At 68.5% G+C, this 26,173-nt stretch carries 21 protein-coding genes; 12 read left to right on the top strand and 9 right to left on the bottom strand.

Annotation, left to right across the window (positions count from 1 at the left end; genetic code table 11):
• Positions 1 to 301: 301 nt before the first annotated feature.
• The 4 genes from ACT54L_RS11460 to ACT54L_RS11445 all read left to right on the top strand — a co-directional run bounded on the left by ACT54L_RS11460 (position 302) and on the right by ACT54L_RS11445 (position 7,172).
• Positions 302 to 3,613, top strand: coding sequence for an Rne/Rng family ribonuclease (locus ACT54L_RS11460; protein WP_476085696.1), 3,312 nt, complete (start codon positions 302 to 304; stop codon positions 3,611 to 3,613).
• Between the two features lie 425 nt (positions 3,614 to 4,038).
• Positions 4,039 to 4,260: a hypothetical protein gene (locus ACT54L_RS11455; protein WP_476085695.1), complete on the top strand. Its 222-nt coding sequence runs from the start codon at positions 4,039 to 4,041 to the stop codon at positions 4,258 to 4,260.
• 140 nt (positions 4,261 to 4,400) lie between these two features.
• Positions 4,401 to 5,882, top strand: a complete 1,482-nt coding sequence (locus ACT54L_RS11450; RefSeq protein WP_476085694.1) for an NAD-dependent succinate-semialdehyde dehydrogenase — start codon at positions 4,401 to 4,403, stop codon at positions 5,880 to 5,882.
• Positions 5,883 to 6,194: 312 nt separating this feature from the next.
• Positions 6,195 to 7,172, top strand: coding sequence for a hypothetical protein (locus tag ACT54L_RS11445; RefSeq protein ID WP_476085693.1), 978 nt, complete (start codon positions 6,195 to 6,197; stop codon positions 7,170 to 7,172).
• Positions 7,173 to 7,184: 12 nt separating this feature from the next.
• Here the strand turns inward: ACT54L_RS11445 and ACT54L_RS11440 are convergent, their stop codons facing one another.
• Positions 7,185 to 7,991: a DUF4394 domain-containing protein gene (locus ACT54L_RS11440; protein WP_476085692.1), complete on the bottom strand. Its 807-nt coding sequence runs from the start codon at positions 7,989 to 7,991 to the stop codon at positions 7,185 to 7,187.
• Positions 7,992 to 8,152: 161 nt separating this feature from the next.
• Between ACT54L_RS11440 and ACT54L_RS11435 the strand changes: the two genes are divergently transcribed.
• The 5 genes from ACT54L_RS11435 (at position 8,153) to rimM (ending at position 12,582) form a co-directional block, all read left to right on the top strand.
• The gene (locus ACT54L_RS11435; protein WP_476085691.1) at positions 8,153 to 8,713 is read left to right on the top strand and encodes a sigma-70 family RNA polymerase sigma factor; all 561 of its coding nucleotides are present in this window, start codon (positions 8,153 to 8,155) and stop codon (positions 8,711 to 8,713) included.
• On the top strand, positions 8,710 to 9,486 hold the full coding sequence (locus ACT54L_RS11430) for an anti-sigma factor (protein ID WP_476085690.1): 777 nt from the start codon (positions 8,710 to 8,712) through the stop codon (positions 9,484 to 9,486). The genes ACT54L_RS11435 and ACT54L_RS11430 overlap by 4 nt, the downstream gene beginning before the upstream one ends.
• Positions 9,487 to 9,721: 235 nt before the next feature.
• Positions 9,722 to 11,263: a signal recognition particle protein gene (gene ffh / locus ACT54L_RS11425; RefSeq protein ID WP_476085689.1), complete on the top strand. Its 1,542-nt coding sequence runs from the start codon at positions 9,722 to 9,724 to the stop codon at positions 11,261 to 11,263.
• Between the two features lie 142 nt (positions 11,264 to 11,405).
• Positions 11,406 to 11,771, top strand: coding sequence for a 30S ribosomal protein S16 (gene rpsP / locus ACT54L_RS11420; RefSeq protein ID WP_476085688.1), 366 nt, complete (start codon positions 11,406 to 11,408; stop codon positions 11,769 to 11,771).
• A 250-nt stretch (positions 11,772 to 12,021) separates the two neighbouring features.
• Complete coding sequence (rimM, locus tag ACT54L_RS11415) at positions 12,022 to 12,582, top strand: ribosome maturation factor RimM (RefSeq protein WP_476085687.1); 561 nt, start codon at positions 12,022 to 12,024, stop codon at positions 12,580 to 12,582.
• A gap of 72 nt (positions 12,583 to 12,654) precedes the next feature.
• Here rimM and ACT54L_RS11410 read toward each other — a convergent pair whose 3' ends face one another.
• The 5 genes from ACT54L_RS11410 to ACT54L_RS11390 form a co-directional block, all read right to left on the bottom strand.
• Positions 12,655 to 13,158 (bottom strand): TIGR00645 family protein, encoded by a 504-nt coding sequence (locus ACT54L_RS11410; protein WP_476085686.1) that lies wholly within the window; start codon positions 13,156 to 13,158, stop codon positions 12,655 to 12,657.
• 116 nt (positions 13,159 to 13,274) lie between these two features.
• Positions 13,275 to 14,156 carry a carbohydrate ABC transporter permease gene (locus tag ACT54L_RS11405; RefSeq protein ID WP_476085685.1) on the bottom strand — a complete coding sequence of 294 codons (882 nt, stop codon included), beginning with the start codon at positions 14,154 to 14,156 and terminating at the stop codon, positions 13,275 to 13,277.
• A 64-nt stretch (positions 14,157 to 14,220) separates the two neighbouring features.
• Positions 14,221 to 15,168, bottom strand: a complete 948-nt coding sequence (locus tag ACT54L_RS11400) for a carbohydrate ABC transporter permease (protein WP_476085684.1) — start codon at positions 15,166 to 15,168, stop codon at positions 14,221 to 14,223.
• Positions 15,169 to 15,328: 160 nt separating this feature from the next.
• Positions 15,329 to 16,642: an ABC transporter substrate-binding protein gene (locus ACT54L_RS11395; RefSeq protein WP_476085683.1), complete on the bottom strand. Its 1,314-nt coding sequence runs from the start codon at positions 16,640 to 16,642 to the stop codon at positions 15,329 to 15,331.
• Between the two features lie 81 nt (positions 16,643 to 16,723).
• Complete coding sequence (locus ACT54L_RS11390; RefSeq protein ID WP_476085682.1) at positions 16,724 to 17,803, bottom strand: ABC transporter ATP-binding protein; 1,080 nt, start codon at positions 17,801 to 17,803, stop codon at positions 16,724 to 16,726.
• Between the two features lie 300 nt (positions 17,804 to 18,103).
• Here ACT54L_RS11390 and ACT54L_RS11385 point away from each other — a divergent pair, with 300 nt between their 5' ends.
• The 3 genes from ACT54L_RS11385 (at position 18,104) to ACT54L_RS11375 (ending at position 21,131) form a co-directional block, all read left to right on the top strand.
• Positions 18,104 to 19,069: a 2-hydroxyacid dehydrogenase gene (locus ACT54L_RS11385; protein ID WP_476085681.1), complete on the top strand. Its 966-nt coding sequence runs from the start codon at positions 18,104 to 18,106 to the stop codon at positions 19,067 to 19,069.
• Positions 19,070 to 19,172: 103 nt separating this feature from the next.
• Positions 19,173 to 19,979: a protease inhibitor Inh/omp19 family protein gene (locus ACT54L_RS11380; protein WP_476085680.1), complete on the top strand. Its 807-nt coding sequence runs from the start codon at positions 19,173 to 19,175 to the stop codon at positions 19,977 to 19,979.
• Between the two features lie 234 nt (positions 19,980 to 20,213).
• Entirely contained in the window at positions 20,214 to 21,131 is a 918-nt protein-coding gene (locus tag ACT54L_RS11375) for a TorF family putative porin (protein WP_476085679.1), read from the top strand.
• Positions 21,132 to 21,624: 493 nt separating this feature from the next.
• Here ACT54L_RS11375 and ACT54L_RS11370 read toward each other — a convergent pair whose 3' ends face one another.
• The 3 genes from ACT54L_RS11370 to ACT54L_RS11360 form a co-directional block, all read right to left on the bottom strand.
• Complete coding sequence (locus ACT54L_RS11370; RefSeq protein ID WP_476085678.1) at positions 21,625 to 24,132, bottom strand: PAS domain-containing protein; 2,508 nt, start codon at positions 24,130 to 24,132, stop codon at positions 21,625 to 21,627.
• Positions 24,133 to 24,289: 157 nt separating this feature from the next.
• Positions 24,290 to 25,090, bottom strand: coding sequence for a 1,6-dihydroxycyclohexa-2,4-diene-1-carboxylate dehydrogenase (locus ACT54L_RS11365; RefSeq protein WP_476085677.1), 801 nt, complete (start codon positions 25,088 to 25,090; stop codon positions 24,290 to 24,292).
• Between the two features lie 77 nt (positions 25,091 to 25,167).
• Positions 25,168 to 26,097 (bottom strand): dioxygenase family protein, encoded by a 930-nt coding sequence (locus ACT54L_RS11360; protein WP_476085676.1) that lies wholly within the window; start codon positions 26,095 to 26,097, stop codon positions 25,168 to 25,170.
• Positions 26,098 to 26,173 lie beyond the last annotated feature (76 nt).

Raw genomic sequence — 26,173 nt, 5'->3', positions numbered from 1 at the left:
ACCCCGCATCGAAGGGGGACCGAGCGGCCGTATGCCGGGGTCGGACAGCAGTCCGATCCGAACGCTTCGCTTGAGGGACTGGTCACCCAGGGCATGGACGCTCAACCGCACGAACGCCGCGCAATGCGTGCTCCCGTGTGCCCCGACGCCGATCGCGTCGCGCTGAGGCCTGACTGCCGCCGCCCCTCACTTTCCTTCCGCCTTCATTCACGGCGCAACGACGGTCCGCAGGCCTTGCCGCGCCGGCCGTTGCCGAGCCTTGGGTCCGCCCATGGCCGCAGCGCCGTCCAGAGAGATTTACATGGCCAACAAGATGCTCATCGATGCCACCCACCCGGAGGAAACCCGGGTGGTGGTCGTGCGCGGCAACAGGGTCGAGGAATTCGACTATGAGTCCGCGTCCCGCAAGCAGTTGCGGGGCAACATCTACCTTGCCAAGGTGACCCGCGTCGAACCCTCCCTTCAGGCGGCGTTCGTGGAATATGGCGGCAACCGCCACGGCTTCCTCGCCTTCAGCGAGATCCATCCCGATTATTACCAGATCCCCGTCGCCGATCGCCTCGCCCTGATCGAGGAAGAGGAGCGCGCTGCTCGCCTCGCCGACGAGGAAGATGAGCGCCGTGAGCGCCGCCGCGAGCGCAATCGCCCCCGCCGCGCCGTCGAGGACGAGGCCGTCTCCGGCAATGTGGAGGAGATCGACGACGCCGAGGTGGTGGAAACCATCGAGGACGGCCAGATCTCCGGCGGCGACCATGACGAGGATCATGACGCCCCGGTGGCCGAGGCCCTGGACGCGCAGCCATCCGACGGCTCCGAGGCCGCCGAGGCCGATGGCGCCATCGCGGACGAAAATACCGCCAGCACCGACGCCGTGATCGAGGTCGCCCCGGTGGCCGTCGAAGCGGCCGCCGAAGAGACGCCTGCCGCCCCCGTCCCCTTCGCGGCGCAGGACGACAGCGTGTCCGCCCCCGAGGCCCTGCCCGCCCCCCAGGAGCAGGCTGCCCACCACGACGCCGAGCAGGCCGCCGAAGCCCCCGAGGGCGAGCGTGAGTCGTCTCCCGTCCTCAACGCCTTTGCCGAGGCGACCCGGACCGAAGCGTCCTCCGACGACGAGGACGACGACAGCGACATCGAGCAGATCGAGGACGAGGAAGAAGTCGTCGAGCAGCTCGGCTCCGGCGACGACGCCATGGAGGAAGTGCCCGAGCGCACCCCCCAGCGCCGTGGCCGCACCTATAAGATCCAGGAGGTCATCCGCCGCCGGCAGGTGATGCTCGTCCAAGTGGTCAAGGAGGAGCGCGGCAACAAGGGCGCGGCGCTCACCACCTATCTGTCGCTGGCCGGCCGCTACTCGGTGCTGATGCCCAACACCGCCCGGGGCGGCGGCATCTCGCGCAAGATCACCAATGCGGTGGACCGCAAGCGCCTGAAGGAAGTGGTGCAGGACCTGGAGGTGCCCGAGGGGATGGGCGTCATCCTGCGCACCGCCGGCGCCAACCGCACCAAGGTGGAGATCAAGCGCGACTTTGAATATCTCCTGCGCCTGTGGGAGACGGTGCGCGAGCTGACCTTGAGCTCCAGCGCCCCGAGCCTCGTCTATGAGGAAGGCTCGCTCATCAAGCGCGCCATCCGCGACCTCTACAACAAGGACATCGACGACATCCACGTCGCCGGCGAGGAGGGCTTCAAGGAAGCCCGCGACTTCATGCGCATGCTCATGCCGAGCCATGCCAAGAACGTCATTCCCTATCGCGAGCCCCAGCCCATCTTCGCCAAGCATGGCGTGGAGCACCAGCTGGACGCCATGTTCTCGCCGGTGGTCCAGCTCAAGAGCGGCGGCTACATCGTCATCAACCCCACCGAGGCGCTCGTCTCCATCGACGTGAACTCCGGCCGGGCGACGCGCGAGCACCATATCGAGGACACCGCGCTCAAGACCAATCTGGAGGCCTCCGAGGAGATCGCCCGCCAGCTGCGCCTGCGCGACCTCGCCGGCCTCATCGTGATCGACTTCATCGACATGGAGGAGAAGCGGAACAATCGGGCGGTGGAGCGCAAGCTCAAGGACTGCCTGAAGAACGACCGCGCCCGCATCCAGGTCGGCCGCATCTCCCATTTCGGCCTCATGGAGATGTCCCGCCAGCGCATCCGCACCGGCGTGCTGGAAAGCTCCATCGAGGTGTGCCCCGTCTGCGGCGGCACCGGCCATGTGCGCTCCGCCGCCTCCGTGGCGCTGCAATTGCTGCGCGCCTTGGAAGAGCAGCTGCTGCGCTCCACCACCCATAACCTCATCGCCCGCACCCGCGGCGAAGTGGCCCTTTATGTGCTGAACCAGAAGCGCGCCCATCTGCGCGAGCTGGAAGACCGCTTCTCGGTGACGCTCATCATCAGCGCCGACGAGAGCGTTACCGGCCACCAGCCGTTCCTGATCGAGAAGGGCGACCTGGCCGCCCCCGCGCCCGCCGCGCCCCGGCCCGGCCGGGTGGTCCACCCCGATTCCATCCTCCCCGAGGAGGAATATGAGGAAGAGGACGAGGCGCTGGAGGAAGCCGAGATCGCCGAGGCGACCGAGTCTTCCGACGACAGCGACGACAGCGCCGAGCGGGGCGAGGATGGCGGCCGTCGCCGCCGTCGCCGCCGCCGCCGCCGGGGTGGCGAGCGGGACGTGGAAGCCCGCGAGCCGCGCCCCGAAGGCGAGGCCAGCGAAAGTGACGACGACGGCGCATCCACCGAAGCCGACGGCGAGGCCGAAGGCGAGGAGGGTGACGACGAGGATCGGTCCGAAAGCCAGAATGAGCGCCGCCGCCGTCGGCGCGGCCGTCGCGGTGGCCGCCGCAATCGCCGCGAAGGCGAGGAGGGCGCGCCCTCCGAGCGTGGCGAAGGCGAAGGCGCCGAGAACGGCGACGAGGACAGCGAGGCGGTGGCGGATGCCGCGGCACCCGTGACCTCTCCCTCGGGTGCCATTTCCGAGACGCACGAGGAAGCGGCTCCGTCCGGCACGCCCGCCTTCGAGGCGCCGGTCGGCGAGGGCCATGACCAGCCGGCCCCTGACCACGCGGTCGCGGCCGCCCCGGCAGTGGCCTGGGAGGCGCCCGCACAGGACGCTCCGGTTGAGGACGCCCACAAGCCGGACGCCCCCGCACCGGCGGCTCCCGCCGCCGAAGCGGTGGTCGAGGCTCCCGTGCCTCCCGTCGTGAAGGACGAGCCCGTCGTCGAGGCAAAGCCGGCCCGCCGGCGGTCCACGGTCCGCGAAAAGGCTCCGGTGGTCGCCGCCGCGGCCCCGGCCGAGGCGGCCCCCGTGGTGCAGGCCGCCGAGCCCAGCCCCCCGGTGGAAGACACCGCCGAGGCACCGGTCCGCGCCGGCGAGCCCAGCATCGATGCCACCGGCGCCGATGCGTCCATGCCCATCTCCAACGCGGATCTGGCCGGCGTGACCGAAGCCTCGGAGGCGATCGCCCCGGCGGCCGAGGCCGCGCCCGCCGTCTCCGAACCCGTCGCGGCCCCCGAGCCCCCCACTGCCCCGCAGGACTCCGAGGGCGCCGCCCCCGACGCCGGCAAGGACAATGGCAAGCGCCGGTCGGGCTGGTGGCAGCGCAAGCTGTTCGGCGAATAAGCCGGTCCCGACCGAGACCCTCACATGCGGCGCCGCCTCCCCCGAGGCGGCGCCGTTTTCGTTTGCGCACGGCTTTCCTAAGAGCCCTGCGCCCGGCACATGACGCACAGCCCGCAAGCGGCGTTATGCTGACACGACCAATCGGCGGCACAGCACCCGCCGCATAAGGTGACGCGGGCCAAGTCCCGGAGAAAAAGACACGCGGGCAAAGCCCCAAAGAAAAACACAAGCGGGCAAAGCCCCAAAGAAAAACATACGCGGGCAAAGCCCGCGGGGAAGGACACGCCGGGGCGCGATCCGATCGACTGGATCAATGTGATCGGCCATCGCCCTCTGTAGCTTTGGACTGAAGCGGCAGCACCGGCCAGACCGGCTCGCCACGAGCCATGCCGCCGGCGCCGCTCTGGAAGCAGAGGAGGCTGACCATGAAGTGCCAGTTCAAGGATGATGACTTCCACCAGGCCATCCTGGACATCGTCGCGGACAAGGACGGGCAAGCCATCGTCATCCAGGTGGTGGGCGGCGGGACCATCACGGGCTTCGCGCCGGTGAGCATCGGGCGCGATTATCTGCGCTGCCAGGTTGCCGCTGGCGACAATCACAAGCCGCAGATCGTCCCCTTTCACTCCATCACCTGCATAAGGTAGGGTGCCGCCCGCGCGCTTCCGCCGCGCCCGGCGCCCGCCGGCTCCCGCCTCCTTCGCCGGCCGTCCCAGGCGAGCCCAGCTTGCCTCCGACGGCGCGGCATTCCCGCGCTCAGCGCCGACCATCCTGAAGGACGTCCGCCATGGCCCTCACCGCCTCCGCCCCCATTCCCGGCGATGCGCCGGAATTTGCGCTCATGCGCGAGAAGATGCTGATCGGCGGGAAATGGGTGGATGCCGACGGTGGCGGCACCATTGCGGTGATGAACCCGGCCACCGGCGAGCTGCTCGGCACCGTGCCCGATGCCGGCGGCGCCGAGACCCGCCGCGCCATCGAGGCGGCCGCCGCCGCCTTCCCCGCCTGGCGCGCCAAGACCGCCGCCGAGCGCGCCACGGCGCTGCACAAGCTGGCCGACCTCATCACCGCCAATACCGAGGAGCTGGCCCGTCTGCTGACCACCGAGCAGGGCAAGCCGCTCGCTGAGGCCAAGGGCGAGATCGGCGCCTCCGCCGCCTATGTGCGGTGGTTCGCCGAGGAAGCCCGTCGCCTCTATGGTGATGTCATCCCCTCCCCCTGGCCCGGCCGCCGCATCCTGGTGACCAAGGAGCCGGTGGGCGTGGTGGCCGCCATCACCCCCTGGAACTTCCCCTCCTCCATGCTCTCGCGCAAGATCGGCGCGGCGCTGGCGGCCGGCTGCACCGTGGTGTGCAAGCCCTCGGAACTCACCCCCTATTCGGGCCTCGCCTGGGGCGTGCTGGCCGAGCAGGCGGGCATTCCGGCTGGCGTCATCAACATCGTGCTGGGCGATGCCAAGGCCATCGGCGCCGAGATGACTTCCAACCCGCTGGTGAAGAAGGTGACCTTCACCGGCTCCACCCCCGTGGGCAAGCTGCTCATGAAGCAGTCCGCCGACACCATGAAGAAGATCTCCATGGAGCTGGGCGGCAATGCGCCCTTCCTGGTGTTCGACGATGCGGACCTGGACCTGGCGGTGGAGCAGGCCATTGCCTCCAAGTATCGCAATGCCGGCCAGACCTGCGTGTGCACCAACCGCTTCTATGCCCAGGCCGGCATCTATGACGCCTTCGTGGAGAAGCTCGCCGCCGCCTCCAAGGCGCTGAAGGTGGGCAACGGCCTCGATGCCGGCGTGGTGCAGGGTCCCCTCATCGAGGAAAAGGCGGTGGCCAAGGTGGAGCGCCTGCTGAAGGACGCGCTCGACAAGGGTGGCCGCGTGGTCACCGGCGGCAAGCGCTCAGATCTGGGCGGCACCTTCTTCGAGCCCACCGTGATCGCCGATGCCACCGCTGACATGGCGTTCGCCCGCGAGGAGATTTTCGGGCCCATGGCCCCGGTCTTCAAGTTCGAGACCGAGGAAGAGGCGGTGCGCCTCGCCAATTCCACCGAATATGGCCTGGCCTGCTATTTCTTCACCCGCGACGTGGGCCGCACCTTCCGCGTCTCCGAGGCGCTGGAATATGGCCAGGTGGGCGCCAATGCCGGCGTCATCACCACCGAGGTGGCCCCGTTCGGCGGCGTCAAGGAGAGCGGCGTCGGCCGCGAGGGCTCCAAGTATGGCTGCGACGACTATCTCAACATCAAATATGTGTGCATCGGCGGGCTGTGAGCCCCTGCCCCAGGCATGACCAAGGCTGAGCCCGCTCCGGCGGGCTCTTGCATTCGTGCGGGGCCTGCATTCGTGCGGGGGAAGGATCGTGCGGGAAAAGAAAGCGCGGCGCCTCTGGGTGGGGGGCGGAAGAGGCGCCGCGCTGTGCTTCGACCGATCCGAGGGTGGGGAGATCGGAGCCGGTGACCGAAGTGGGATCACCATAGGCCGCGAAGCTTGCGCGAGGCTGACACAAGATGGCACTTCAGGCATCGCGCGCCGCAGACAGACCCCTGCCGGCCCGGGCAAGATGAAAGGGAAACAGGAGACGTCATGCTCGTCCGCGCCTTGCTTCCGTTTGCCCTGCTCGCGCTTGCTCCCCTGCTCGCGGCCCCGGCCGCCCTGGCCCAGCCAGCCCCCCGCCCGGCGGCCGAGCCCGTCGCCCCGCTGGCGGTGGATGTGCGCAATGACAGCGTGCCCGAGGCCTGCGCGGAAAAGGACAATGTGGCGCTGACCTTCAGTTCGCCCACGGTGCGCCGCTTCCGGGTGGAGGCGGTCCATCCCGCCTATATCGGCACCTTGCAGCGCGACCGCACCGCCCCGGACTGGACCGCCTGCGACATGACGGCGGACCCGGTGGTGCCCGCCCGCCCACGGCGGGAAGTGCTGTTCAATTCCGACCGCTACCGGCTGGTGGGCTTTACCTTCCCCTCCTTCTGGCGCCCCGCCGACGTGCCGGTGCGCGTCGGCGCCCATGTCTTCTCCGGCCTGCACATGGTGCAGCTCTTCGTGCCGCAGGGGGCGGGACGCTATGAGGTGCTGGTCTTCTATCCGCCAGACGGCTATTGGCGCGCCCGGCCCCTGCCGCCCTTCCCCCTGCGCGAGGCAGCCTATGGCTCCTCGGTGCTGTTCGGCCCGGTGGAGGTGCAGGGCCGCCCGCTGGTGCGGCTGAAGGAAGTGGTCTTCGAGCCCGAGCTCGGCACCTTCACCTTGTCCTTCGCGGCCGGCGGCTCGGCCCAGCTGCGCATGACGACGCTGGATGCGGAGCGCCTGGTCCTGGACGTGACCCTGGAGGGCACGCCCACCGACCGGCCGTTCGCCGCCCTGCGCTCCATGTATGTGACCGCCTTCAACAATGACGCGGCGGCGGTGGCCTGGCGCCCGCCGGGGGCGCCAGGCTGGAAGGAAGGGGCCATCATGGACTTTCCCGGCGGCCCGGCCCTGGGGCTGTGGGCCGGGCGGCTCACGCCGTCCCGCCACAACACCAGCTCGCCCGACATGGTGTTCGGGCCGTTCGGGGCGACACCCTGAGCGAGGGGCGCCTCACATGGCCTTGGCGGGCAGGACGGCCATGTCGCGCACCGGCCCTTTGAGGCCGCTGATCTTGCCCTGGGCGGTCGCCGCGCCGGAGCTCAGGTCCACGGTGTAGAGCGTGTCGCCGGCGATCAGCCAGGCGGCGTTGCCGCCGGCACCGTCGGACACGATGTCGAAGGCCATGCCCTTTCCAGCCGCACCATTGCCTGCCACGCCGAGCTTGCCGACGGTGGTGAGAACGCCGTCATTGGGCGGCGCCTGCTTCAGAAGGGTGCCGGTGGCATCGATGTCGAACAAGGCGGTCTCCTTCGCCCCCTTCACCGCATTGGTATAGGCCCCGGCCACCACGGTGGGCTTCATCTCCTTCATGGCGTCGGAGCCGGAGAAGTTCAGGTTGCCGTCGCGGATCACCTTCCCATCATCCACATTGACCCGCAGATTGGTGCCGTCCGCACCCATGAGGCGCAGGCGATCGGCCACGGGGTTGAAGTCCACGGTGGCGGTCACGCCGGCGGGCAGCGTGCTTTCCAGCTTGGCCTTGGCCGTGGCCTTGCCGGTGGCGGTGTCGAGGGTGACGATGGAGCCGTCGTCGATCACCGCATAGAGCAGGCCATCGGAGGGCCGTACGTCGATGCCCAGCACCTTTCCGGTGATGCCCGACACTTGCCAGCTCTTGCCGGCACTCTTGGCGGCGGGATCGATCATAACGATGGTGCTGTCCCCCACCAGAGCGGCGACGCTTTGCGCCTGCGCGCCGGTGGCAAGGAGGGCGCCGGTGGAGGCAAGGAGCGTCGCGAGAAGGGTGCGCTTGAGCATGTGATGTCTCCCGGTTTTGGGCCGGCCCATCCGCCGGTCGCAAGGGCTACACGCCACCTCCCGCCCCGGATGCAGGGACCTTCAGAAAAATTTTCCCGGCCGCCGACGCATCCAAGAGCCGCTCCGGCATGTACTCTCCCAGAACAGGAGAGAGCGACGCGATGACAGCCGCCGCGCGGACGGATCCGGGCCTTGATTGCGACGCCGCGCTCCTGGCCTGTGCCCGGGGCGAGCGGGCAGCCCTTCAGGCCCTCTATGCCGCCGAGGCCGGCCGCATGATGGGGGTCGCCCGCCGCATCCTGCGCCGCGATGCGCTGGCCGAAGAAGCGGTGCATGACAGCTTCGTGCTGATCTGGCGGCAGGCGGCCTCGTTCGATCCGGCGCGAGGCGGCGGGCGCACCTGGATCTATGCCATCCTGCGCCATCGCGCCCTCAACATCCTGCGCGGAGAGACCCGCACCGAGTTGATGGACGACATGGAGCCGCTGGGCCTCGAAGCCCCGGAGGACAGCCCGGAGGCCGCCATGCTGCGCCTTTCGGAATCCGGCCGTCTGCGCGCCTGCCTGGAGCGGCTGGACGCGCCCCGGCGCGGCGCGCTGCTCCTGGCCTATGTGAATGGCCTGACCCATGGCGAGCTGGCCGGGCGCTTCGGCGTGCCTTTGGGCACCATGAAGTCCTGGATCCGCCGCGCCCTTCTCTCGCTCAGGGAGTGCTTGGCATGAGCGCGCCCCCCGACGAGACCGAGCTGCTGGCCGCCGAATATGTGCTTGGCCTCCTCGACCCACCCGAAGACGCGCGCGCCGCCGCGCGGGTGCAGGCGGATGCCGCCTTCGCCGCTTTGGTGGAGACCTGGCGTGCGCGCTTTGCCGAGCTGGACATCACCGCGCCGACGGACGCCCCGGACCCCGCCTTGTTCGCCCGCATCGCCGCGACGCTGGACCAAGAGGCGGCGCCCGAACCCGCCCTCACATCCGCCCCCGCGGCTCCATCCGCGCGCGCCGCGGCGGCGCCCGCCCGGCCCTCCGGCGCGCCCGGCCGCCTTGCCGCCTGGCTGTGGGACAGCCTCGGCTTCTGGCGCGCCGCCGGCTTTGCGGGCGCGGCGGCAAGTCTCTTCCTGGTGGTGGCCGTTGCCTTCGGCCCGCTCGGCCGGGCGCCGCAGCCGCAGTTTGTGGCGGTGCTCATGGGGCCGCAGGGCGAGCCGGCGGCGGTGGTGAATGCCTATGCGGACGGCACCGCCGACCTCATTCCGCTGCGCCCGATTCCCGTGCCGGACGGCCGGGTGCTGGAAGTGTGGACCCTCCAGGACCCGGCGCGCGGTCCCGTCTCCATCGGCCTTGCGGGCGCGGCGCGGCGCATCCGGCTCGATCTGAAGAACCTGTCGCGCACGGGGCCGGACCAGTTGTTCGAGATCACCCTGGAGCCCCAAGGCGGCTCTCCCATCGGGCGCCCGACGGGGCCGATCCTGATGAAGGGCACCACCAGCCTCGCCTTGTGAGCGGCGGGGCCGGCAGGAGGCTTGAGGCCCCCGATGGAAGCCGGCCATTGTCTCGCCGGCTTTCGGGTGTTAAGAACGCGCCCTTCAAGAGGACGGCCACGCCGATCCAGCCGACCGGGCCGAGAGCCCGGAGGCCCCCGCCCGACAGCGCGATGCGCCCTCGGGCGCGATGGGCGTTGGGTGCACCCTCGCGAAACACCTTCGGCCTTGCGGCCGGAGATCACCGGACGGACCCATGTTCGACAGCCTTTCCGACCGCCTCGGCGGCATACTCGACAAGCTCAAGCGGCGCGGCGCGCTCACCGAGGCCGACGTCGGGGAAGCCATGCGCGAGGTGCGCCGCGCCTTGATCGAGGCCGACGTCGCCCTCGACGTTGTGAAGAGCTTCACCGACAAGGTGCGCGAGCGCGCCATCGGCGTCGAGGTGGTCAAGTCCGTGACCCCCGGCCAGATGGTGGTGAAGATCGTCCATGACGAGCTCGTCGCCATGCTGGGCTCGGACGCCGATCCCATCGATCTCAACGCCCCCGCCCCGGTGCCGATCCTCATGGTCGGCCTGCAGGGCTCGGGCAAGACCACCTCCACCGCCAAGATCGCCAAGCGCCTGACCGAGAAGGGCAAGCGCCGCGTGCTGATGGCCTCGCTCGACACCCGCCGCCCGGCGGCCATGGAGCAATTGGCCACGCTGGGCTCCCAGGTGGGGGTGGCGACGCTGCCCATCGTGGCCGGCCAGTCGGCGGTGCAGATCGCCCGCCGCGCCATGGAGGCGGGCCGCTTCGGAAATTATGACGTGGTCATGCTCGACACCGCCGGCCGCGTCACCCTCGACGAGGGGCTGATGGCGGAGGTGGCCGAGGTGAAGGCCGCCACCGGGCCGCACGAAGTGCTCCTCGTCGCCGACGCCCTCACCGGCCAGGACGCGGTGAACACCGCCAAGGCGTTCGACGCCCGCGTGGGCCTCACCGGCATCATCCTCACCCGCGCCGACGGCGACGGGCGCGGCGGCGCCGCGCTCTCCATGCGCGCGGTCACCGGCAAGCCCATCAAGCTGATCGGCACCGGCGAAAAGATGGACGCGCTGGAGGATTTCGATCCCAAGCGCGTGGCCGGCCGCATCCTCGGCATGGGCGACGTGGTCGCCCTGGTGGAGAAGGCGGTCGAGAATATCGACGTCGAGAAGGCCAAGGCCGTCGCCGAGAAGATGCGCAAGGGCGCATTCGATCTCGAAGACCTGCGCGACCAGCTCGGCCAGATGCAGAAGCTCGGCGGCATGTCCGGGCTCATGGGCATGCTGCCCGGCATCGCCAAGGTGAAGAACCAGATCGCCTCGGCCAATATCGACGACAAGGTGTTCCGCCGGCAGGTGGCCATCATCAATTCCATGACCCGCCAGGAGCGGCGCAATCCCAAGGTGCTGGACGCCTCCCGCAAGCGGCGCGTGGCTGCGGGCTCCGGCACCAAGGTGGAAGAAATCAACCGCCTCTTGAAGATGCACCGCCAGATGGCCGACATGATGAAGGCCATGGGCGGCGCCGCCGGCAAGCGCGGCCCCATGGCGGGCCTGGCCAACATGTTCGGCCTCGGCGGCGGCGGCCCCTCGCCGGAAATGCTCCAGCAGATGGCCGAGAAGATGCCCGGCGGCCTGCCGGGCGCTGGCGGCGGCGGCCTGCCGCCCACCATGCCGGGCCTTGGAAAGGGCCTGCCCCCCAACTTCCCCGGCGGGCTTCCCGGCCTGCCGCGCGGCCTTCCAGGTCTTGGAGGTCCGAAGAAGAAGTGACAGCGCGGCAAAGCGCGCCGTCGCGGCCGGATCGACCGGCCGTGTGCGGACCTTCGCCCGCGCCTCCACCCCAACCCCGCGCCGACCAAGGCTTCGCCCGGACGACGCGGTCTGAAACATGACGTCTTGAAAGGAAAGTCCCATGTCCCTGAAGATCCGCCTCGCCCGCGGCGGCGCCAAGAAGCGCCCCTATTACCGCATCGTCGTCGCTGACGCCCGTTCGCCCCGCGACGGCCGCTTCATCGAGAAGATCGGCACCTACAATCCTCTCATCGGCAAGGACGCCGGCGAGCGCGTCACCATCGACGTGGAGAAGGCCAAGGCCTGGCTCGAAAAGGGCGCCCAGCCCACCGACCGCGTGGCCCGCTTCCTCGACGCCCAGGGCCTCCTGAAGCGCGAAGCCCGCAACAACCCCCAGAAGGCCGAGCCCGGCAAGAAGGCCCAGGAGCGCGCCGCCGAGCGTGCCAAGGCCGCCGAAGCCGCCGCTGCCGCCGCCTCCGCGGAGTGAGGTTCAAGGGGCGGTTCCCGGCGCCGGTCCTGGCGACCGCGGGGGCACCGCCCTTTTGCCCCGGGGCCTTTCCGCGTTTCATCGAAACGCGGGAAAGCTCGCGGTCTTTGCGCCCCCGCCTGTCCGTTGCGCGAAGCGGCTCCCGCTTCGCCCGGAATGGCTCTGAAGCGCGGCGGCCCGGCCGGCGCGCTTTTCCCCCCGCCCCGGCGACGGTGGCGGGATGACACCGTTTCAGCATGCAGGGCCAGCCATGACCGACCGTGTTCTCATTGCGCGCATCGGCGCGCCGCACGGGGTGCGGGGCGAAGTGCGCCTGTTCGTCTTCGGCGAGGACCCGGAGGCCCTGTTCGACTATCCCCTCACCGATGAAACCGGCATCCGCAGCTTCACGATTGCCAGCATGCGCGCGGCCAAGGATCATTTCGTCGCCCGCCTCAAGGGCGTGGACGATCGCAATGCGGCCGAGAAGCTCACCAATACGGATCTCTTCGTGCCCCGCGCCGCCCTGCCGCCGGCGGAGGATGAGGACACCTTCTACCAGGCCGATTTGATCGGCCTGCGCGCCGAGGCGCCCGACGGCACGGTGCTCGGCACCGTCACCGCCCTGTTCGATTTCGGCGCCGGCGACATCCTGGAATATGCTCCGGCCGAAGGCGGCAGGACCCGCCTCGTGCCCTTCACCCGCGCCGCCGTGCCGGTGGTGGAGGTGGCGGCCGGGCGCGTGGTCATCGACCTGCCCGCCGAGATCGAGGGCGAGCCGCAGGGCGGCGCCGAGGGCCAGTCCCCGGACGAGGAGCCGGACGAGGCCTGAGCCCGCCGGCGGGCGCCGAGGAGCGCCCGCGACCGGCCTGCCAGTGGCTCCGCCCGTTGGTGTCCCGGTCTGTCAGTGACCCTTGCCGCCGCTGATCTTGTCGGAGAAGGCCAGCACCAGGCTCGAGCCCACGAACACCACGTGGATGATGACCAGCCAGGTCAGGTAGCTCGGGTCCGCGTCCGGCTTCAGATTCATGAAGGCTTTCAGCAGCGCGATGGCCGAGATGGCCACGATGGAGGCCAGCAATTTCTGCTTGAGGCCGGCGAAATCCACCTGCGTCATCCATTCCGGCCAGTCGGGATGGCCGTTCGGATCGATCTTGGAGACGAAATTCTCGTAGCCCGAGAAGATGACGATCAACACCAGATTGCCGGTGAAGGTCAGGTCCACCAGGGTCAGCACGCCCAGGATGATGTCGCTCTCGGAGGCGCTGACCGCATGGGTGACGAAGTGCAAAAGCTCGTGGCCGAACTTGAACAGCAGCACCAGCAGCGCCACCACCAGGCCCACATAGAAAGGCGCCATCAGCCAGCGGCTGCGGAACAGCACCTGTTCGAGCACGCGTTCGATCATGTCCGCCAAGCCCCCGTCTTCCGTGCGTGAGGGGTGCCATGCCGCAGCGCAAAAGGCAACGGGGCCGTGACCTTGCGGCCCGGCCCCGTCGGGTCCCCCGCCCGCGAGACGAACGCCTATTCCTTCACCGCCCCGGTCATGGACGAGACGTAATAGTCCACGAAGAAGGAATAGAGGATCACCACCGGCAGCGAGCCGATGAGCGCGCCCGCCATCAAGGCCCCCCATTCATAGACGTCGGATCGCACCAGCTCGGTGAGCACGCCCACCGGAACGGTCTTATTCTCCGACGACTGGATGAAGGTCAGGGCATAGATGAACTCGTTCCACGACAAGGTGAAGGAGAAGATGCCCGCCGAGATCAGGCCGGGCACGGAGAGCGGCAGCAGCACCTTGATGAGGATCTGCCAGCGCGAAGCGCCGTCCACCAGGGCGCATTCCTCCAGCTCATAGGGGATGGAGCGGAAATAGCCCATGAGCAGCCAGGTGGAGAAGGGCACCAGGAAGGTGGGATAGGTGAGGATGAGCGCCAGCTTGGTGTCGTAGATGCCGAGCTTGAACACCATCAGTGCCAGCGGAATGAAGAGGATGGAGGGCGGCACCAGATAGGCCAGGAAGATGCCGAGCCCCACCCAGCGCGAGCCGTGGAAGCGCAGGCGCTCGATGGCATAGGCGGCGAACACCGAGGCCACCAGCGAGATGAAGGTGGCGCACACCGAGATCAGCATCGTGTTCCAGAGCCAGCCCGGATAGGAGGTCTCGAACAGGAGATACTTGATGTGCTCCAGCGTCGGCTCCACCACCCAGAGCGGGGAATAATGGGCGTAGTCGGTGAGCTGGTAGTTCGGCTTGATGGCGGTAATGGCCATCCAATAGAACGGGAACAGCAGCACGAAGACGAACACCAGCAGCGGCAGCACCACTGTGATGAGGCGCTTGGGCAGGCTGTCCAGATAGCTCATGCCGGTCGAATTGTCGGTGACGGACTGGTCGGTCATGGCCGGGCCTCCCGAAGCGGGGGGTGGATCGCGGTGCGGAGCAGGCAGGGAACGACGGCGCGCATCAGTCGCCCCCGCCCTGCTGCCACTTGCGGCGCTGGAGCCCGAAATAGCTGAACAGGATCGCCGCCAGCAGGAAGGGGATCATGGCCACCGCGATGGCCGCGCCCTCGCCCAATTGGCCGCCGGGAATGGCCCGCTGGAAGGACAGGGTCGCCATCAGATGGGTGGCGTTGAGCGGCCCGCCGCGGGTGAGCACATAGATCAGCTGGAAGTCGGTGAAGGTGAACAGCACCGAGAAGGTCATCACCACCGCGATGATGGGCGAAAGCATGGGCAAGGTGATGAAGCGGAAGCGCTGCCAGCCGCTCGCCCCGTCGAGCGTGGCCGCCTCGTGCAGGGATTGCGGGATGGTCTGGAGGCCCGCCAGCAGCGAGATGGCCACGAACGGAATGCCGCGCCACACATTGGCGGCGATCACCGACGCCCGCGCATTGGTGGAATCACCCAGGAAGTTGATGTTGTGGTCGATGAGACCCAGCTTGATGAGGGCCCAGGAGATCACCGAGAACTGGGCGTCGAAGATCCACCAGAAGGCGATGGCGGAGAGCACGGTGGGCACCACCCACGGCAGCAGCACGATGGCGCGGAAGAAGCTCTTGAACGGCAGATGCTGGTTCAGGAGCAGGGCCAGCCACAGGCCGAGGGCGAACTTCAGGATCGAGGCGGCGGTGGTGTAGAGGACGGTGTTGAACACCGCCAGCCAGAACACGCTGTCCTCCCACATGAGCTGGTAATTCTCCAGCCCGATGAAGACGCCCGCCCGGCCGATGCGCGTGTCGGTGAAGCCGAGCCAGACGCCGAGCCCCAGTGGATAGGTGAGGAACAGGAGCAGGAACACCGCCGCCGGCAGCAGGAACAGGAGGCCGAGCACATGCCGCCCCTGGCCGATACCGGCCCACCAGGATCTGCCGGACGCCCGAGGGGCCGCCCGCGCCGCCACGTCTGCCATGAAACCGCCTCTGAAGACTTGAACCGAAAGGAAGGATGAAGGCCGGGACGCACCTGGCGCCCCGGCACCGGCTCAGCCGGCCCTTGGCCCCGGCGCGCGCCCGATGGGCCGGCGCGCGGGGATGGGAGACGGGCACCCGCATGGGGCGCCCGTCCCGCCGTCAGCGATAGATGCGGTTGGCGCGCAGTTCGGCGCGCTTGGCGGCTTCCTCGGGGGTGCGCTGGCCGGTGGCGGCTTCCGCCACCATGTCCACCACGATCCAGTCCGCCATGGCGGCGGCCGATTGCGGGCCGAGCGGGCCGGAATAGCCGTTCGGGCGCAAGGTCTCGGAGGCCCGGGAATAGGGCTTGTGGATCGGATTGTCGGTCCACACCGGGTTGGAGGCGAAGGCCTTGAGCGTCTGGCAGCAATAGGCGCTGGCGCCCGTGATCCAGGCATTCATCTGCGGCGCGTCGAACATATAGGCCAGATAGGCCTGGGCCGCCTGCGGATACTTGGAGTATTTGAAGATGCAGGCCGAGGTGGTCTGGTGCAGTTCCACTTCCTTGCCCACCGGGCCGATGGGGAAGTTGGTGGAGCGCATGTCGGCGGCCATGTCGGCCAGCTTGGGGTCGTTCTTGGCGCCGTAATAGATGGACACGCCGTTGGCAGTGCAGGAGATTTCGCCGGCCAGGAAGGCGCGGTTGTTGTTCACGTCCAGCCAGCTCTCGGTGCCGGGGATGAAGGTCTTGTAGAGCTCGGCCACATATTTCAGGGCGGCGACCGTCTCCGGGCTGTTGATGACCACCTTGCCGTTGTCATCCACCATCTTGCCGCCGTGGCTCCACAGCACCCAGTGGCAGAAATTGTTGCCGTCGCCGACGCCATGGCCGAGCGTGAAGCCCATGGGATGGCCCTTGGCCTTCAAGGCCTTGCCCATCTCCAGGAGGCCCTTGGTATCCTTCGGGAACTCGCTGAAGCCGGCTTCCTTCATCCAGCTGTCGCGATAAACGACCGCATTGCCGATGGTGGCCAGCGGCAGGGCGATGAACTTGCCGTCCTTCTTGGCATATTGCGCGGGGGCGTCGTACCAGCCGCCATATTTGTTGCCGAGGGCGGTGGCGAGCGGGGTCACGTCCAGGAGCTTGTCGGGATATTGCTGGGCGTCGTCGAACCACACCCAGACGATGTCTGGGCCCGAGCCCACATTGGCGGCCACCGCCGCCTTGGGACGGATGTCCTCCCAGCTTTCCTTGTCGATGCGCACCTCAATGCCGGTGGCCTCGGTGAACTTCTTGGTGTTGGCGAGCCAGGCCTCTTCCTCGCCCTTCACGAAGGGCGACCAGCGCAGCACGCGCAGGGAGGCACCGGCTTCCGGCTTGAACTCGGGCATGGCGGCCTGCGCGAAAGCCGGCCGCCCGGCCATGCCGCCCAATGCGGCCGCGCCGGCAAGCCCGGCGCCGCTCATGAGAAGATTGCGACGGGAAATATCCATTTGGCGTTCCTCCGGTGACGTCTTGGGGTCACTTCAAGCGCCGGCCGCTTCGTCGGTTGCGAGCGGTCTTTTCGGCGCGGTTCAGCTGGCGAGGCGCGAGCCGCTTGCCTCGTCGAACAGATGCGGCATGCCCTCCAGCGGCATGATGCGGATGGTCTCGCCGGGCGCAAGGGCAAGGCGCTCACGGAACAGGAGGGAAATCTCCTGTCCCTTGGCCTCATCGCCGATGCGGGCGACGGCCAGGATTTCCGATCCCGTGGGCTCCACCACGATGATCTGGACGGGGACCCCGGCCGGGTCGAGGCGCACATGCTCGGGCCGCAGGCCATAGACCGCGCGCTTGCCGTTGATGCCGGCGGGCACCGCTTCCAGCGGCAAGGTGGCGCCGCCGTCGGTGACGAAGCTGGCCTTGCCGTTCACCCGCACCGTGCCCTTGATGAAATTCATGGCGGGCGAGCCGATGAAGCCGGCCACGAACTGGTTGGCGGGCCGGTCGTACAGATCGAGCGGTGCGCCGATCTGCTCCACGATGCCGTCATGCATGACCACGATCTTGTCCGCCATGGTCATGGCCTCGATCTGGTCGTGGGTGACATAGACCGTGGTGGTCTTCAGGCGCTGGTGCAGCTCCTTGATCTCGGTGCGCATCTGCACGCGCAGCTTGGCATCGAGATTGGAGAGCGGCTCGTCGAACAGGAACACCTGCGGGTCGCGCACGATGGCCCGGCCCATGGCCACGCGCTGGCGCTGGCCGCCGGACAGCTGGCGGGGAAAGCGATCCAGCAGATGGGTGAGGCCCAGAATGCCCGCCGCCCGCTGCACCCGCCCGTCGATCTCCGACTTCGGCGCTTTGCGCAGCTTCAGCGAGAAGCCCATGTTGTCCGCCACCGTCATGTGCGGATAGAGCGCGTAGTTCTGGAACACCATGGCGATGTCCCGTTCCTTGGGCGGCACCTCGTTGACCACGCGATTGCCGATCAGGATTTCCCCGCCGGTGATGTTTTCCAGGCCCGCAATCATGCGCAGAAGGGTGGACTTGCCGCAGCCGGACGGCCCCACCAGGACGACGAACTCACCGTCGCGAATTTCCACATCGACGCCGTGGATCACGGCCGTCGTACCATAGGCTTTCTTCACACCGCGAATGTCGACGGTCGCCATCCGTATGAGCTCCCTGAGACGTCCAACCCGAACTTTCGGCCGTCGGTCTCTCCGCCTTGAGGCGGGGCCGGGCCTTTCTTTGGACCGCAGTAAACGGTCGTTCGTCCGCTTTGTGAGAGGCACGTCCGTTGGTTTGCGGACAGGCCTCGACGGTACGCGAACGATCATGGTGTGACGCCACGGCCGGATCAAGCGATTTTTAAAACGATTGAACGGACCATTGAATCCGCCCGCCGGGGCGCTTATCCAGGTCTTGCCGCTGTCCGGCGGCGGACCGCCCCCAACGACCGAGCCTGCGCCATGACCTCAGCTGACCGCCCCTTCCTTCTCACCACCGGCTCTGTCATGGATCACGTGGTGGAGCGGCAACTGGCCGAGCATTTCACCCTGGTGGGCGGCGCCGACGTGGAGGGCGCCATCGCCGCCCATGGCACCGAGATCCGCGCCATCGCCACCCGCGGCCGCCTGAAGGTGGACGAGGCCATGATGGCCCGCCTGCCCAAGCTCGAGATCGTCTCCAATTTCGGCGTCGGCTATGACACGGTGGACGCCGCCGCCGCCGCCAAGCGGGGCGTCGTCGTAACCAACACGCCCGAGGTGCTGAACGAGGAAGTGGCCGACCTGACGCTCGGCCTGCTGCTGGCCACCGTGCGCGAGATTCCCCAGGCCGACCGCTTCCTGCGCGAAGGCAAGTGGCTGAAGGGCGCCTATCCGCTGGGCCTCACCTTGCGCGACCGCACCGTGGGCATTGTCGGCATGGGCCGCATCGGCAAGGCCATCGCCCGCCGTCTCGAGGCCTTCGGCCTGCCGATCTCCTATCACACCCGCACCGCCCAGCCCGACCTGCCCTATCGCCACTATGGCGACCTGGTGGCCCTGGCTGGTGACGTGGACACCCTCATCCTCATCCTGCCCGGCGGGCCCTCCACCAAGCACCTCATCAATGCGCAAGTGCTGGAGGCGCTGGGCGCCAACGGCATCCTCATCAATGTGGCGCGGGGCACCGTGGTGGACGAGACGGCGCTGATCGCCGCCCTGAAGGCCGGCACCATCCGCGCCGCCGGCCTGGACGTGTTCGAGGACGAGCCCCGCGTGCCGGCCGAGCTGATCGCCATGGACAATGTGGTGTTGCTGCCGCACGTGGGCTCCTCCACCCACCACACCCGCACCGCCATGGGCCAACTGGTGGTGGACAACATTCTCTCCTGGTTCGCCGGCAAGGGCCCGCTCACCCCGGTGGCGGAGACCCCCTGGCCCAAGGCGTAGCCCGCCCGCCTGGAAGACCTGCGGCGCCACCTGTGGCGCCGCGGCAGGGGGAGAGGCGCCGCGGCGCCTTCCCCATTGCGAAGGCCTGGGCTAGCCTTCCCCCATGAAGCGCCCCGCCTCCGCACCGCTCCGTCTTGCCCTGCTCGCCGCGAGCCTGTGGGCCGGTCTGCCTGCGGGTTTCGGCGCGGGGCCTGCGGACGCCCAGACCGCGCCCAAGAACGAGACGCGTCCCGCCGCCCAGAAGCCGGGGCCGGGGCGGGCGGCGCGGATCGATCCCGCCCTCCAGACTGCCGCCCAGAAAATTGCAGGGCCCTTTGTGCTGTCCAGCGCCGATGGCAGCCGCACCTGCGCCCTGACGCTGCGCGCCGATCCGGCGCCAGGCGCCGCGCCGGCCTTTCTCCTGGCCCTTGATGCGGGGGCCTGCGCCGCCATCGCCTTTGCGCCCCAGTTGGCGGCCTGGACGCCGGATGCCTCCGGCGCGCTGCGCCTGCTGGATGGCCAGGGCCGGCTGACGGCGGAATTCACCGAGGCCACGGGGGGCAGCTATGAAGCCCTGCGGGAAGGCGACGGCGTGTATTTCCTCGCGCCCCCCGCCGCGCAGAGCGGGCTTGAGGTCTCGGTGGAAGAAATGACCGGCGAGTGGGACCTGGCCCGCACCGCCGGCAAGCCCATCTGCCGCTGGACACTGACCGCCGATCCCGTCGCCGGCGGCAGCCGGGTGGTGCGTGTGGCGCCGGGTTGCGACCCCGGCCTTGCCCAGTTCGCCCCCTCCGGCTGGCGCATCGAGGGGGGCAATGTGCTGGTGGAATCGGGCGCGGGGGCCGCCTCGGTGCGCTTTGCGCGGCAGGAAGACGGCAGCTGGGCCAAGGTGCCCGAGCGCGGACGCCCCCTTCTCCTGTTGCGCCCCTGACACAGTCGGGCGGTAAGATCGGCAATTCCCACACGGAAGACGAACGTTTGGCGGCGACCTCAACCGTGGCCTTACGCGGAGTTTCCCCGGCGCGTTGCGCTTTTGCAACATTGAAATCCAGCATCCATGCGGGTTTGTCTAATTTTTCATCAAGCCGTGCCCCTTTTTTCACATTGGACAATGTGGAGAAATTTGGTCTCAATCCAAATCAGAATTCTTCTTGGGGGTAGGTGTATGAAAAAGCTCGTTCTCGCTGCCGCTGCCAGCACGATGATCGTCGGCTCGGCTTTCGCAGCCGACCTGTCGACGGCGCCCGTGAAGGCCGTGGTGGCCCCGCCGCCCGCCCCCGTGTGGGACCTGGCCTTCGGCGTCACCGGCACGTCCGACTATCTGTTCCGCGGCATCAGCCAGACCAACAACAACCCGGCCATCCAGGGCTATGTCGAGCTCCAGCTGTTCGACTGGGTGTATTTCAACGTGTGGGCGTCCAACCAGAACTGGGTTGCCACCACGCTGGAAGGCCTGGGCTATCAGAACACCAACAGCTCGCTTGAAGTCGACTTCTCCGGCGGCCTGCGTCACACCTGGGGCAACTTCGCCCTCGACGTCGGCGGCGTGTACTACACCTATCCGGGCGGCTCGGGCACGAACAACATCGATCCCTCTGTCGCGAACAAGGACTCGACCAAGTACAATTACTGGGAAATCTACGCGAAGCCCTCCTATCAGGTCGCGCCCTGGCTGAACCTCGGCCTGAACCTGTACTGGACCAGCAACTTCGCGGCCACCAGCACCGACGGCACCGCCCTGTCCGTGACCGCCAAGGTTCCGCTGCCCGCCTTCGGGCCCGGCGGCGACTTCGGCTGGTACGCCTCTGGCGAGTTCGGCCATCAGTGGCTGTCCACCAGCGCCTACAACTATCCGGTGACCAACCTCTTCACCGGCTACACCTACAATCAGACCATTGCTGGCTACAATTGGTGGAACGCGGGCATCGCCTTCACCTACAAGGCGGCGACCCTGGATCTGCGCTACTCCGGCACGGACCTCAGCAACAACGATTGCGCCTTCATGATCAGCAACCAGAATGCTTGCGGCAACAAGTTCGTCGCCAGCCTGTCCTTCGCGACCTCCTTCAACGCCCTGAAGTGATGTCGTCCTGGCCTCGGCCAGGGGTGCACCTCGCCTCCGCCGCGCCCCGGCACGGCGATCGAGGGGAACAGATCAAACAGACCGGAAACCCCGCCGATTTCGGCGGGGTTTTTGTTTTGGGGACATCCCTTTCGGGGCCAAGGCTCCCTGCCTGGGACGGGCTTCCACACGGCACTCGCAGGCCGGCTCCTTCACGCGTCGCCCCCGGGCGCCTGCGTCTTTCGCCTCCCTCTTGCTCCTGCCTCTTGCTCCTGCCTCTTGCTCCTGCCTCTCGTTCCTCCGGCGGAGGCCTTCGCGAGGTGGAGGGGCCGGTCACCCCCTCTGCCAGGGGCCGCGTTGGCTCAGCCGGCGGCGATCACGGCGCGGCACATGAGCCATAAGGCCGGCGAGACGCGGACGCCCTGGGCGTCCGGCGCGGGGCACGGGGGCGCCGGGGACGATGGGGGGGCGGGGATCTGTCAGGGGCGCGGGCAGGCCGCACCCGAATACCTCCTCAGGCGCTGCGCTGGTTCGCGCGGCGCAGCGGGGACTGGGCCACCAAGGCTTCCACCCGGGCGAGCAGCACGTCCATTTCGAACGGCTTGGTCAGCAGCTCCATGCCGGGCTGGCGCTCCACCGGCCCCAGATTGACCTCATGGGCATAGCCGGTGACGAAGAGCACCTTCAGCTCCGGCCGCAGGGCTCGCCCCTCGTCCGCCACTTGCCGCCCGTTGAGGCCGGGCAGGCCCACATCGGTCACCAGGAGATCGAAGGGCGTCCCCGACTTGAGAATGGCCAGGGCCGAGGGGCCGTCAGCCGCCTCTTCGACCCCGTATCCCACCTCCGATAGGGCCTCCACCACCAGCGCCCGCACCGCCGGCTCGTCCTCCACCACCAGGATGCGGGCGGAATGACCGCCCAGGCGGGCCGGCTGCGGTCCGCGCGCCGCGTCCGGCCGCGCGGGAAGCGGACTGCGCGGCAGGCACAAGAGCATTTTCGTGCCCGCCCCCGGCGCGCTCTCGATGGAGGCGGCGCCCCCCGATTGCTGGGCAAAGCCATAGATCATGGACAGGCCGAGCCCGGTTCCCTTGCCCAGCGGCTTGGTGGTGAAGAAGGGGTCGAAGGCCTTGGCCATCACGTCGGCGGACATGCCATGGCCGGTGTCGGACACCGCGATGCACACATAGTCACCCGGGCTCGCCAGCCGGTAGCGCCGGCACCGGGCCGCCTCCACCGTCATATTGTGGGCCGCGATGGTCAGCCGCCCGCCCTGGGGCATGGCATCGCGGGCGTTGATGGCCAGGTTGAGGATGGCGCTTTCCAGCTGGTTGGGGTCGCAGGTGGCGGGCCACAGCTCTTCGGGCGCCGCTAGCTCCAGGGTGATGAGTTCGCCGATGGACTTGGCGATGAGGCCTTCCATGCCCCGGATCAGGGCCATCACGTCCACGGGCCGTGGGTCCAGCGCCTGCCGGCGGGAAAAGGCCAGAAGGCGCTGCGTCAGCGAGGCCGCCCGGTCGGCGGAGCCGGAGATGATGGACAGGTAGGGGGATATGTCCGCGTCCCGGTCCCGCTCCCGCCGCCGACGAATCATGTCCAGGGAGCCGGTGATGCCGGTGAGCAGATTGTTGAAGTCATGGGCGATGCCGCCGGTCAGCTGGCCCACCGCCTCCATCTTCTGGGCATGGCGGAGCGCTTCCTCGGCGTTCAGCAGCGCCTCCGCATTGGCCTTCTGCTCGGTAATGTCGCGGCCATAGCCATAGACGACGCCATTCTCCCGCGCCGTATGCCAGGAGATCCAGCGCATCCGCCCGTCCGCCGTGCGGAAGCGGTTCTCGAAGGCGGTGAGGTCCTCCCCACCCGCCGCCCGTCGCAGCGCCGCGGCGGAACCGGCCACGTCCTCCGGCAGCATGAATTCGGAAAAGCTCCGCCCCACCACGCTTTCGGGCGCATGGCCGAGGATGCGGGTCCAGGACGGGCTCACGGAGCGGAAAATGCCTTCGGGCGTGACGGTCACCAGGAGATCGCGGGAATGGGACCAGATGCGGTCCGCCCGCCGCCGCTCCGCCGCCAGCGCCGCCACATTGGCCAGCGCCCCGCTGATCTGCCCGGCCAGGAGCCGACCGAGGTCCGTCACATCCGTATCGCTGCGCAGATAGGGATTGAGCCCGAGCACGAGATAGCCCGCCGGCCCCTGCTCCGAGGCGCCGGCAATGCTGACCACCAGAGCGCGAGATGGACGGATGTTCCAGGCCCCCATGGGGCAGTCCAGCCCCGGCGGCAGGTCGATGATGCGCCAGGGGGCGCCAGGGGCCTTGGGACCCGCCTCCAGCGGCCAGGGATGATCCAGGAGCGGTTGGGCGGCCTCAGAGCAGGCGAGGCCCTGCCATCCCTCCTCCCCCCGCAGGAAAATCAGGGCAAAGGGGAAATCGCGCGGATTGGCGCCAAGCACGGTGCGGGCCGCGGCGCATACCGCCGCGTCGGTGAGGGCGCCCACCAATTCCATGCCCAGCATGCGCAAAGAGCCAAGCCGGCGCTCGGTGATGACGCGCTCCGTCACCTCGCTCACCACGCACAACAGCCCGTCCACCGCGCCGGTCGCGCCGAACAGCGGGCTGTAGGAGAAGCTGTGATAGGTCTCCTCGGGAAAACCACTGCGCTCCAAGAGCAGGAGCAGCGCGTCGTTCCAGGTGGCCTCGCCCGCGCGCACGCGGGCCACCTGGTCGGCCACGTCGGCATAGACCTCGGCCCAAACCTCGCGAAACGGCCGCCCGAGCATGGTGGGGTGCTTCAGGCCGAGGGTCGGGATGTAGCTGTCATTATAGAAGAAGGTCAGGTCCTCCCCCCAGCCGAGCCACATCTCGAAGCGGGAGGTCAAAAGCATGCGCAAGGGGATCTTCAGCCCGTCCGGCCAGTGGCGGGGGTCGCCCAGCGGCGTGGCCGACCAATCGTGCGCCCGCATGCGAGCGGCCATTTCGCTCGATCCGGGAAACACTTCCGCGAGATCTGGACGCGGCTCCGCCACCTTGCCTCCCCCTGATCGCACGCGGCGCCCAAGTTTGCGCCGCATCGCTCAACGCATCCGCCACGCTTTGGTTCACGGCGCAGGCGCGCTTTCGCGGGGTGCGGGGCGGCGGAGCGCCGAGGTCAAGGTAACATGAAGCAAGGTCCCGGTCGCGGGGCTATCCCTGGTCCCCCCCGCCCACGGGCAGCACAGTGCCGGTGATATAGGAGGCCTCGTCGGACGCCAGGAACAGGATGGCGGCGGAGATTTCGGCAAGCTCCCCATAGCGCCCCAGATGGGTGGAGCGCACCGTCTGGTCCACCACCTCCTGAATCCAGGCCTTGTCCTGTTCCGTGGGCAGGTCGGTGCCGCGGGGAATGCGGCGCGGCGGTGCGGCCACCCCGCCCGGCGCCACTGCATTCACCCGAATGCCGGTGCCGGCCAATTCGAAGGCGAGCGAGGCGGTCAGCGCGTTCACCCCGCCCTTGGACGCCGAATAGGGGATGCGGTTGATGCCCTTGGTGGCGATGGACGAGACATTCACGATGGCGCCGCGCCCCTGCTCCAGGAGATAGGGCAAGGCGGTGCGGCAGCCCCACAGGGTGGGAAAGAGCGAACGGCTGATCTCCGCCTGGATCTGCGCCTCGCTGAAGGTGTGGAAGGGCCGCATCCAGATGGCGCCGCCCACATTGGTCACCAGCACGTCGAGCGCCCCATGGGCGGCCACGGCGCGGGCCATGACGCGCTCATTGCCGGCATAGGTCTCCAAATCCTCTTCCAGCGCCACCACGGGGGCGGTGCCGGGCCATGCCTCGATCTCCCGCGCCACCTCATGGATGAGGGGCGAGCGGTCGACGATGACGAGGCGCGCGCCCTCGGCGGCGGCATCGAGCGCCACCTGCTTGCCGACGCCCTGGGCCGCGCCGGTCACCACCATGCTCTTGCCGGCGAAGCGGGCGCGGGAAGTCTTCTGGTCCATGGAACGGCTCGGCTCCTCGTCAGGTCCGTGCGGCGCGCCCAAACGGGGCGCGCCGGTTCAGGCGTTCAGGCGTGCCCTCAGTGGGCGGGAACATGGGCGCGGTCGACCACCGTCTTCGGCGCATCGGCCCGCTCCTTGGTCAGCACGATGTCGAACGTGGTGCGGGCGAAGGGCTGGTTGAAGCCGGCATTGTGGATCGCTTCCGCATCGGTCACGCGCTCCAGCGTCACCACCAGTTCCTCGCGGGTGCCGAAGGCAAAGTCGGTATAAAGATATTCGTCGCCGGTGAAGTTGAACTGCGTGGTCAGCTGGCGATAGCCCGGCGCCGAGATGAAATAATGCACATGGGCGGGGCGCTCCGCATGGCGGCCCACCGCCGTCATCAGCTGGCGGGTGGCGCTTTCCGGTGGGCAGCCATAGCCGTTGGGCACGATGGTGCGGGCGCGGTAGCGGCCTTCCGCGTCGGTCTCGATGCGCCGGCGCAGATTATAGGGCGCCTGCTCGCCGTCGATGAAGGAATAGCCGCCCTTGGAATTGGCGTGCCAGATGTCGACGATGGCGCCGGGAATGGGGGTGCCGGCCTCGTCGGTCACCTGGCCCTCGATGATGAAGATCTCGCCGGGATCGGTGCCGTCATCCATCCGCGCCTCGCCCTTGGAGAGCGGCGCGCCGGCCACGTAGAGCGGCCCCTCGATGGTGCGCATGGTGCCGCCCGAAAGGCCCGCGAGCCGCTCGGCTTCGTCGAGGCGCAGATCGAGGAAATGTTCCAGCGCGACGCCGGGCACCAGCAGGCCCAGTTCGTCATTCTTGGCCGCCTTGCCGATGAAGGCGACGGCGGCCCAGAACTCGTCCATGGAGACATCGCACTCGTCGATCACCTGCATGAGCCGATAGAGCAGCTTCTCGGTGACTTCCTTGACGCGGGCATTGCCCTTGTCCGTGTCGGTGCCGGCCGCGCGGGCGGCGAGCAGCTTCTTGTCGGCATCGGAAATGAGGTTCGCAGGCATTGGCGTTTCCTGTCTTGGTCTGATTGGGTCAAGGCCATCCGGCGATGGGAGGCCGGCGGCGTGGAAATGGGGAGAG

It is taken from the genome of Aquabacter sp. DMC10 (assembly GCF_056314145.1).
The sequence above is the reverse complement of the archived record's forward strand: the minus strand, read 5'-3'. Positions and strand labels throughout refer to the sequence as shown.

Bases quoted from the DNA above. Each gene is read 5' to 3' on its own strand.
- ACT54L_RS11390 (WP_476085682.1), bottom strand. From the start codon at position 17,803: ATGGCGACCGTCGACATTCGCGGTGTGAAGAAAGCCTATGGTACGACG.
- ACT54L_RS11400 (WP_476085684.1), bottom strand. From the start codon at position 15,168: ATGGCAGACGTGGCGGCGCGGGCGGCCCCTCGGGCGTCCGGCAGATCC.
- ACT54L_RS11405 (WP_476085685.1), bottom strand. From the start codon at position 14,156: ATGACCGACCAGTCCGTCACCGACAATTCGACCGGCATGAGCTATCTG.
- ACT54L_RS11445 (WP_476085693.1), top strand. From the start codon at position 6,195: ATGCTCGTCCGCGCCTTGCTTCCGTTTGCCCTGCTCGCGCTTGCTCCC.
- ACT54L_RS11460 (WP_476085696.1), top strand. From the start codon at position 302: ATGGCCAACAAGATGCTCATCGATGCCACCCACCCGGAGGAAACCCGG.
- ACT54L_RS11380 (WP_476085680.1), top strand. From the start codon at position 19,173: ATGAAGCGCCCCGCCTCCGCACCGCTCCGTCTTGCCCTGCTCGCCGCG.
- ACT54L_RS11385 (WP_476085681.1), top strand. From the start codon at position 18,104: ATGACCTCAGCTGACCGCCCCTTCCTTCTCACCACCGGCTCTGTCATG.
- ACT54L_RS11365 (WP_476085677.1), bottom strand. From the start codon at position 25,090: ATGGACCAGAAGACTTCCCGCGCCCGCTTCGCCGGCAAGAGCATGGTG.
- ACT54L_RS11435 (WP_476085691.1), top strand. From the start codon at position 8,153: ATGACAGCCGCCGCGCGGACGGATCCGGGCCTTGATTGCGACGCCGCG.
- ACT54L_RS11360 (WP_476085676.1), bottom strand. From the start codon at position 26,097: ATGCCTGCGAACCTCATTTCCGATGCCGACAAGAAGCTGCTCGCCGCC.
- ACT54L_RS11440 (WP_476085692.1), bottom strand. From the start codon at position 7,991: ATGCTCAAGCGCACCCTTCTCGCGACGCTCCTTGCCTCCACCGGCGCC.
- ACT54L_RS11410 (WP_476085686.1), bottom strand. From the start codon at position 13,158: ATGATCGAACGCGTGCTCGAACAGGTGCTGTTCCGCAGCCGCTGGCTG.
- ACT54L_RS11395 (WP_476085683.1), bottom strand. From the start codon at position 16,642: ATGGATATTTCCCGTCGCAATCTTCTCATGAGCGGCGCCGGGCTTGCC.
- ACT54L_RS11430 (WP_476085690.1), top strand. From the start codon at position 8,710: ATGAGCGCGCCCCCCGACGAGACCGAGCTGCTGGCCGCCGAATATGTG.
- ffh (WP_476085689.1), top strand. From the start codon at position 9,722: ATGTTCGACAGCCTTTCCGACCGCCTCGGCGGCATACTCGACAAGCTC.
- ACT54L_RS11455 (WP_476085695.1), top strand. From the start codon at position 4,039: ATGAAGTGCCAGTTCAAGGATGATGACTTCCACCAGGCCATCCTGGAC.
- ACT54L_RS11375 (WP_476085679.1), top strand. From the start codon at position 20,214: ATGAAAAAGCTCGTTCTCGCTGCCGCTGCCAGCACGATGATCGTCGGC.
- ACT54L_RS11450 (WP_476085694.1), top strand. From the start codon at position 4,401: ATGGCCCTCACCGCCTCCGCCCCCATTCCCGGCGATGCGCCGGAATTT.
- rpsP (WP_476085688.1), top strand. From the start codon at position 11,406: ATGTCCCTGAAGATCCGCCTCGCCCGCGGCGGCGCCAAGAAGCGCCCC.
- rimM (WP_476085687.1), top strand. From the start codon at position 12,022: ATGACCGACCGTGTTCTCATTGCGCGCATCGGCGCGCCGCACGGGGTG.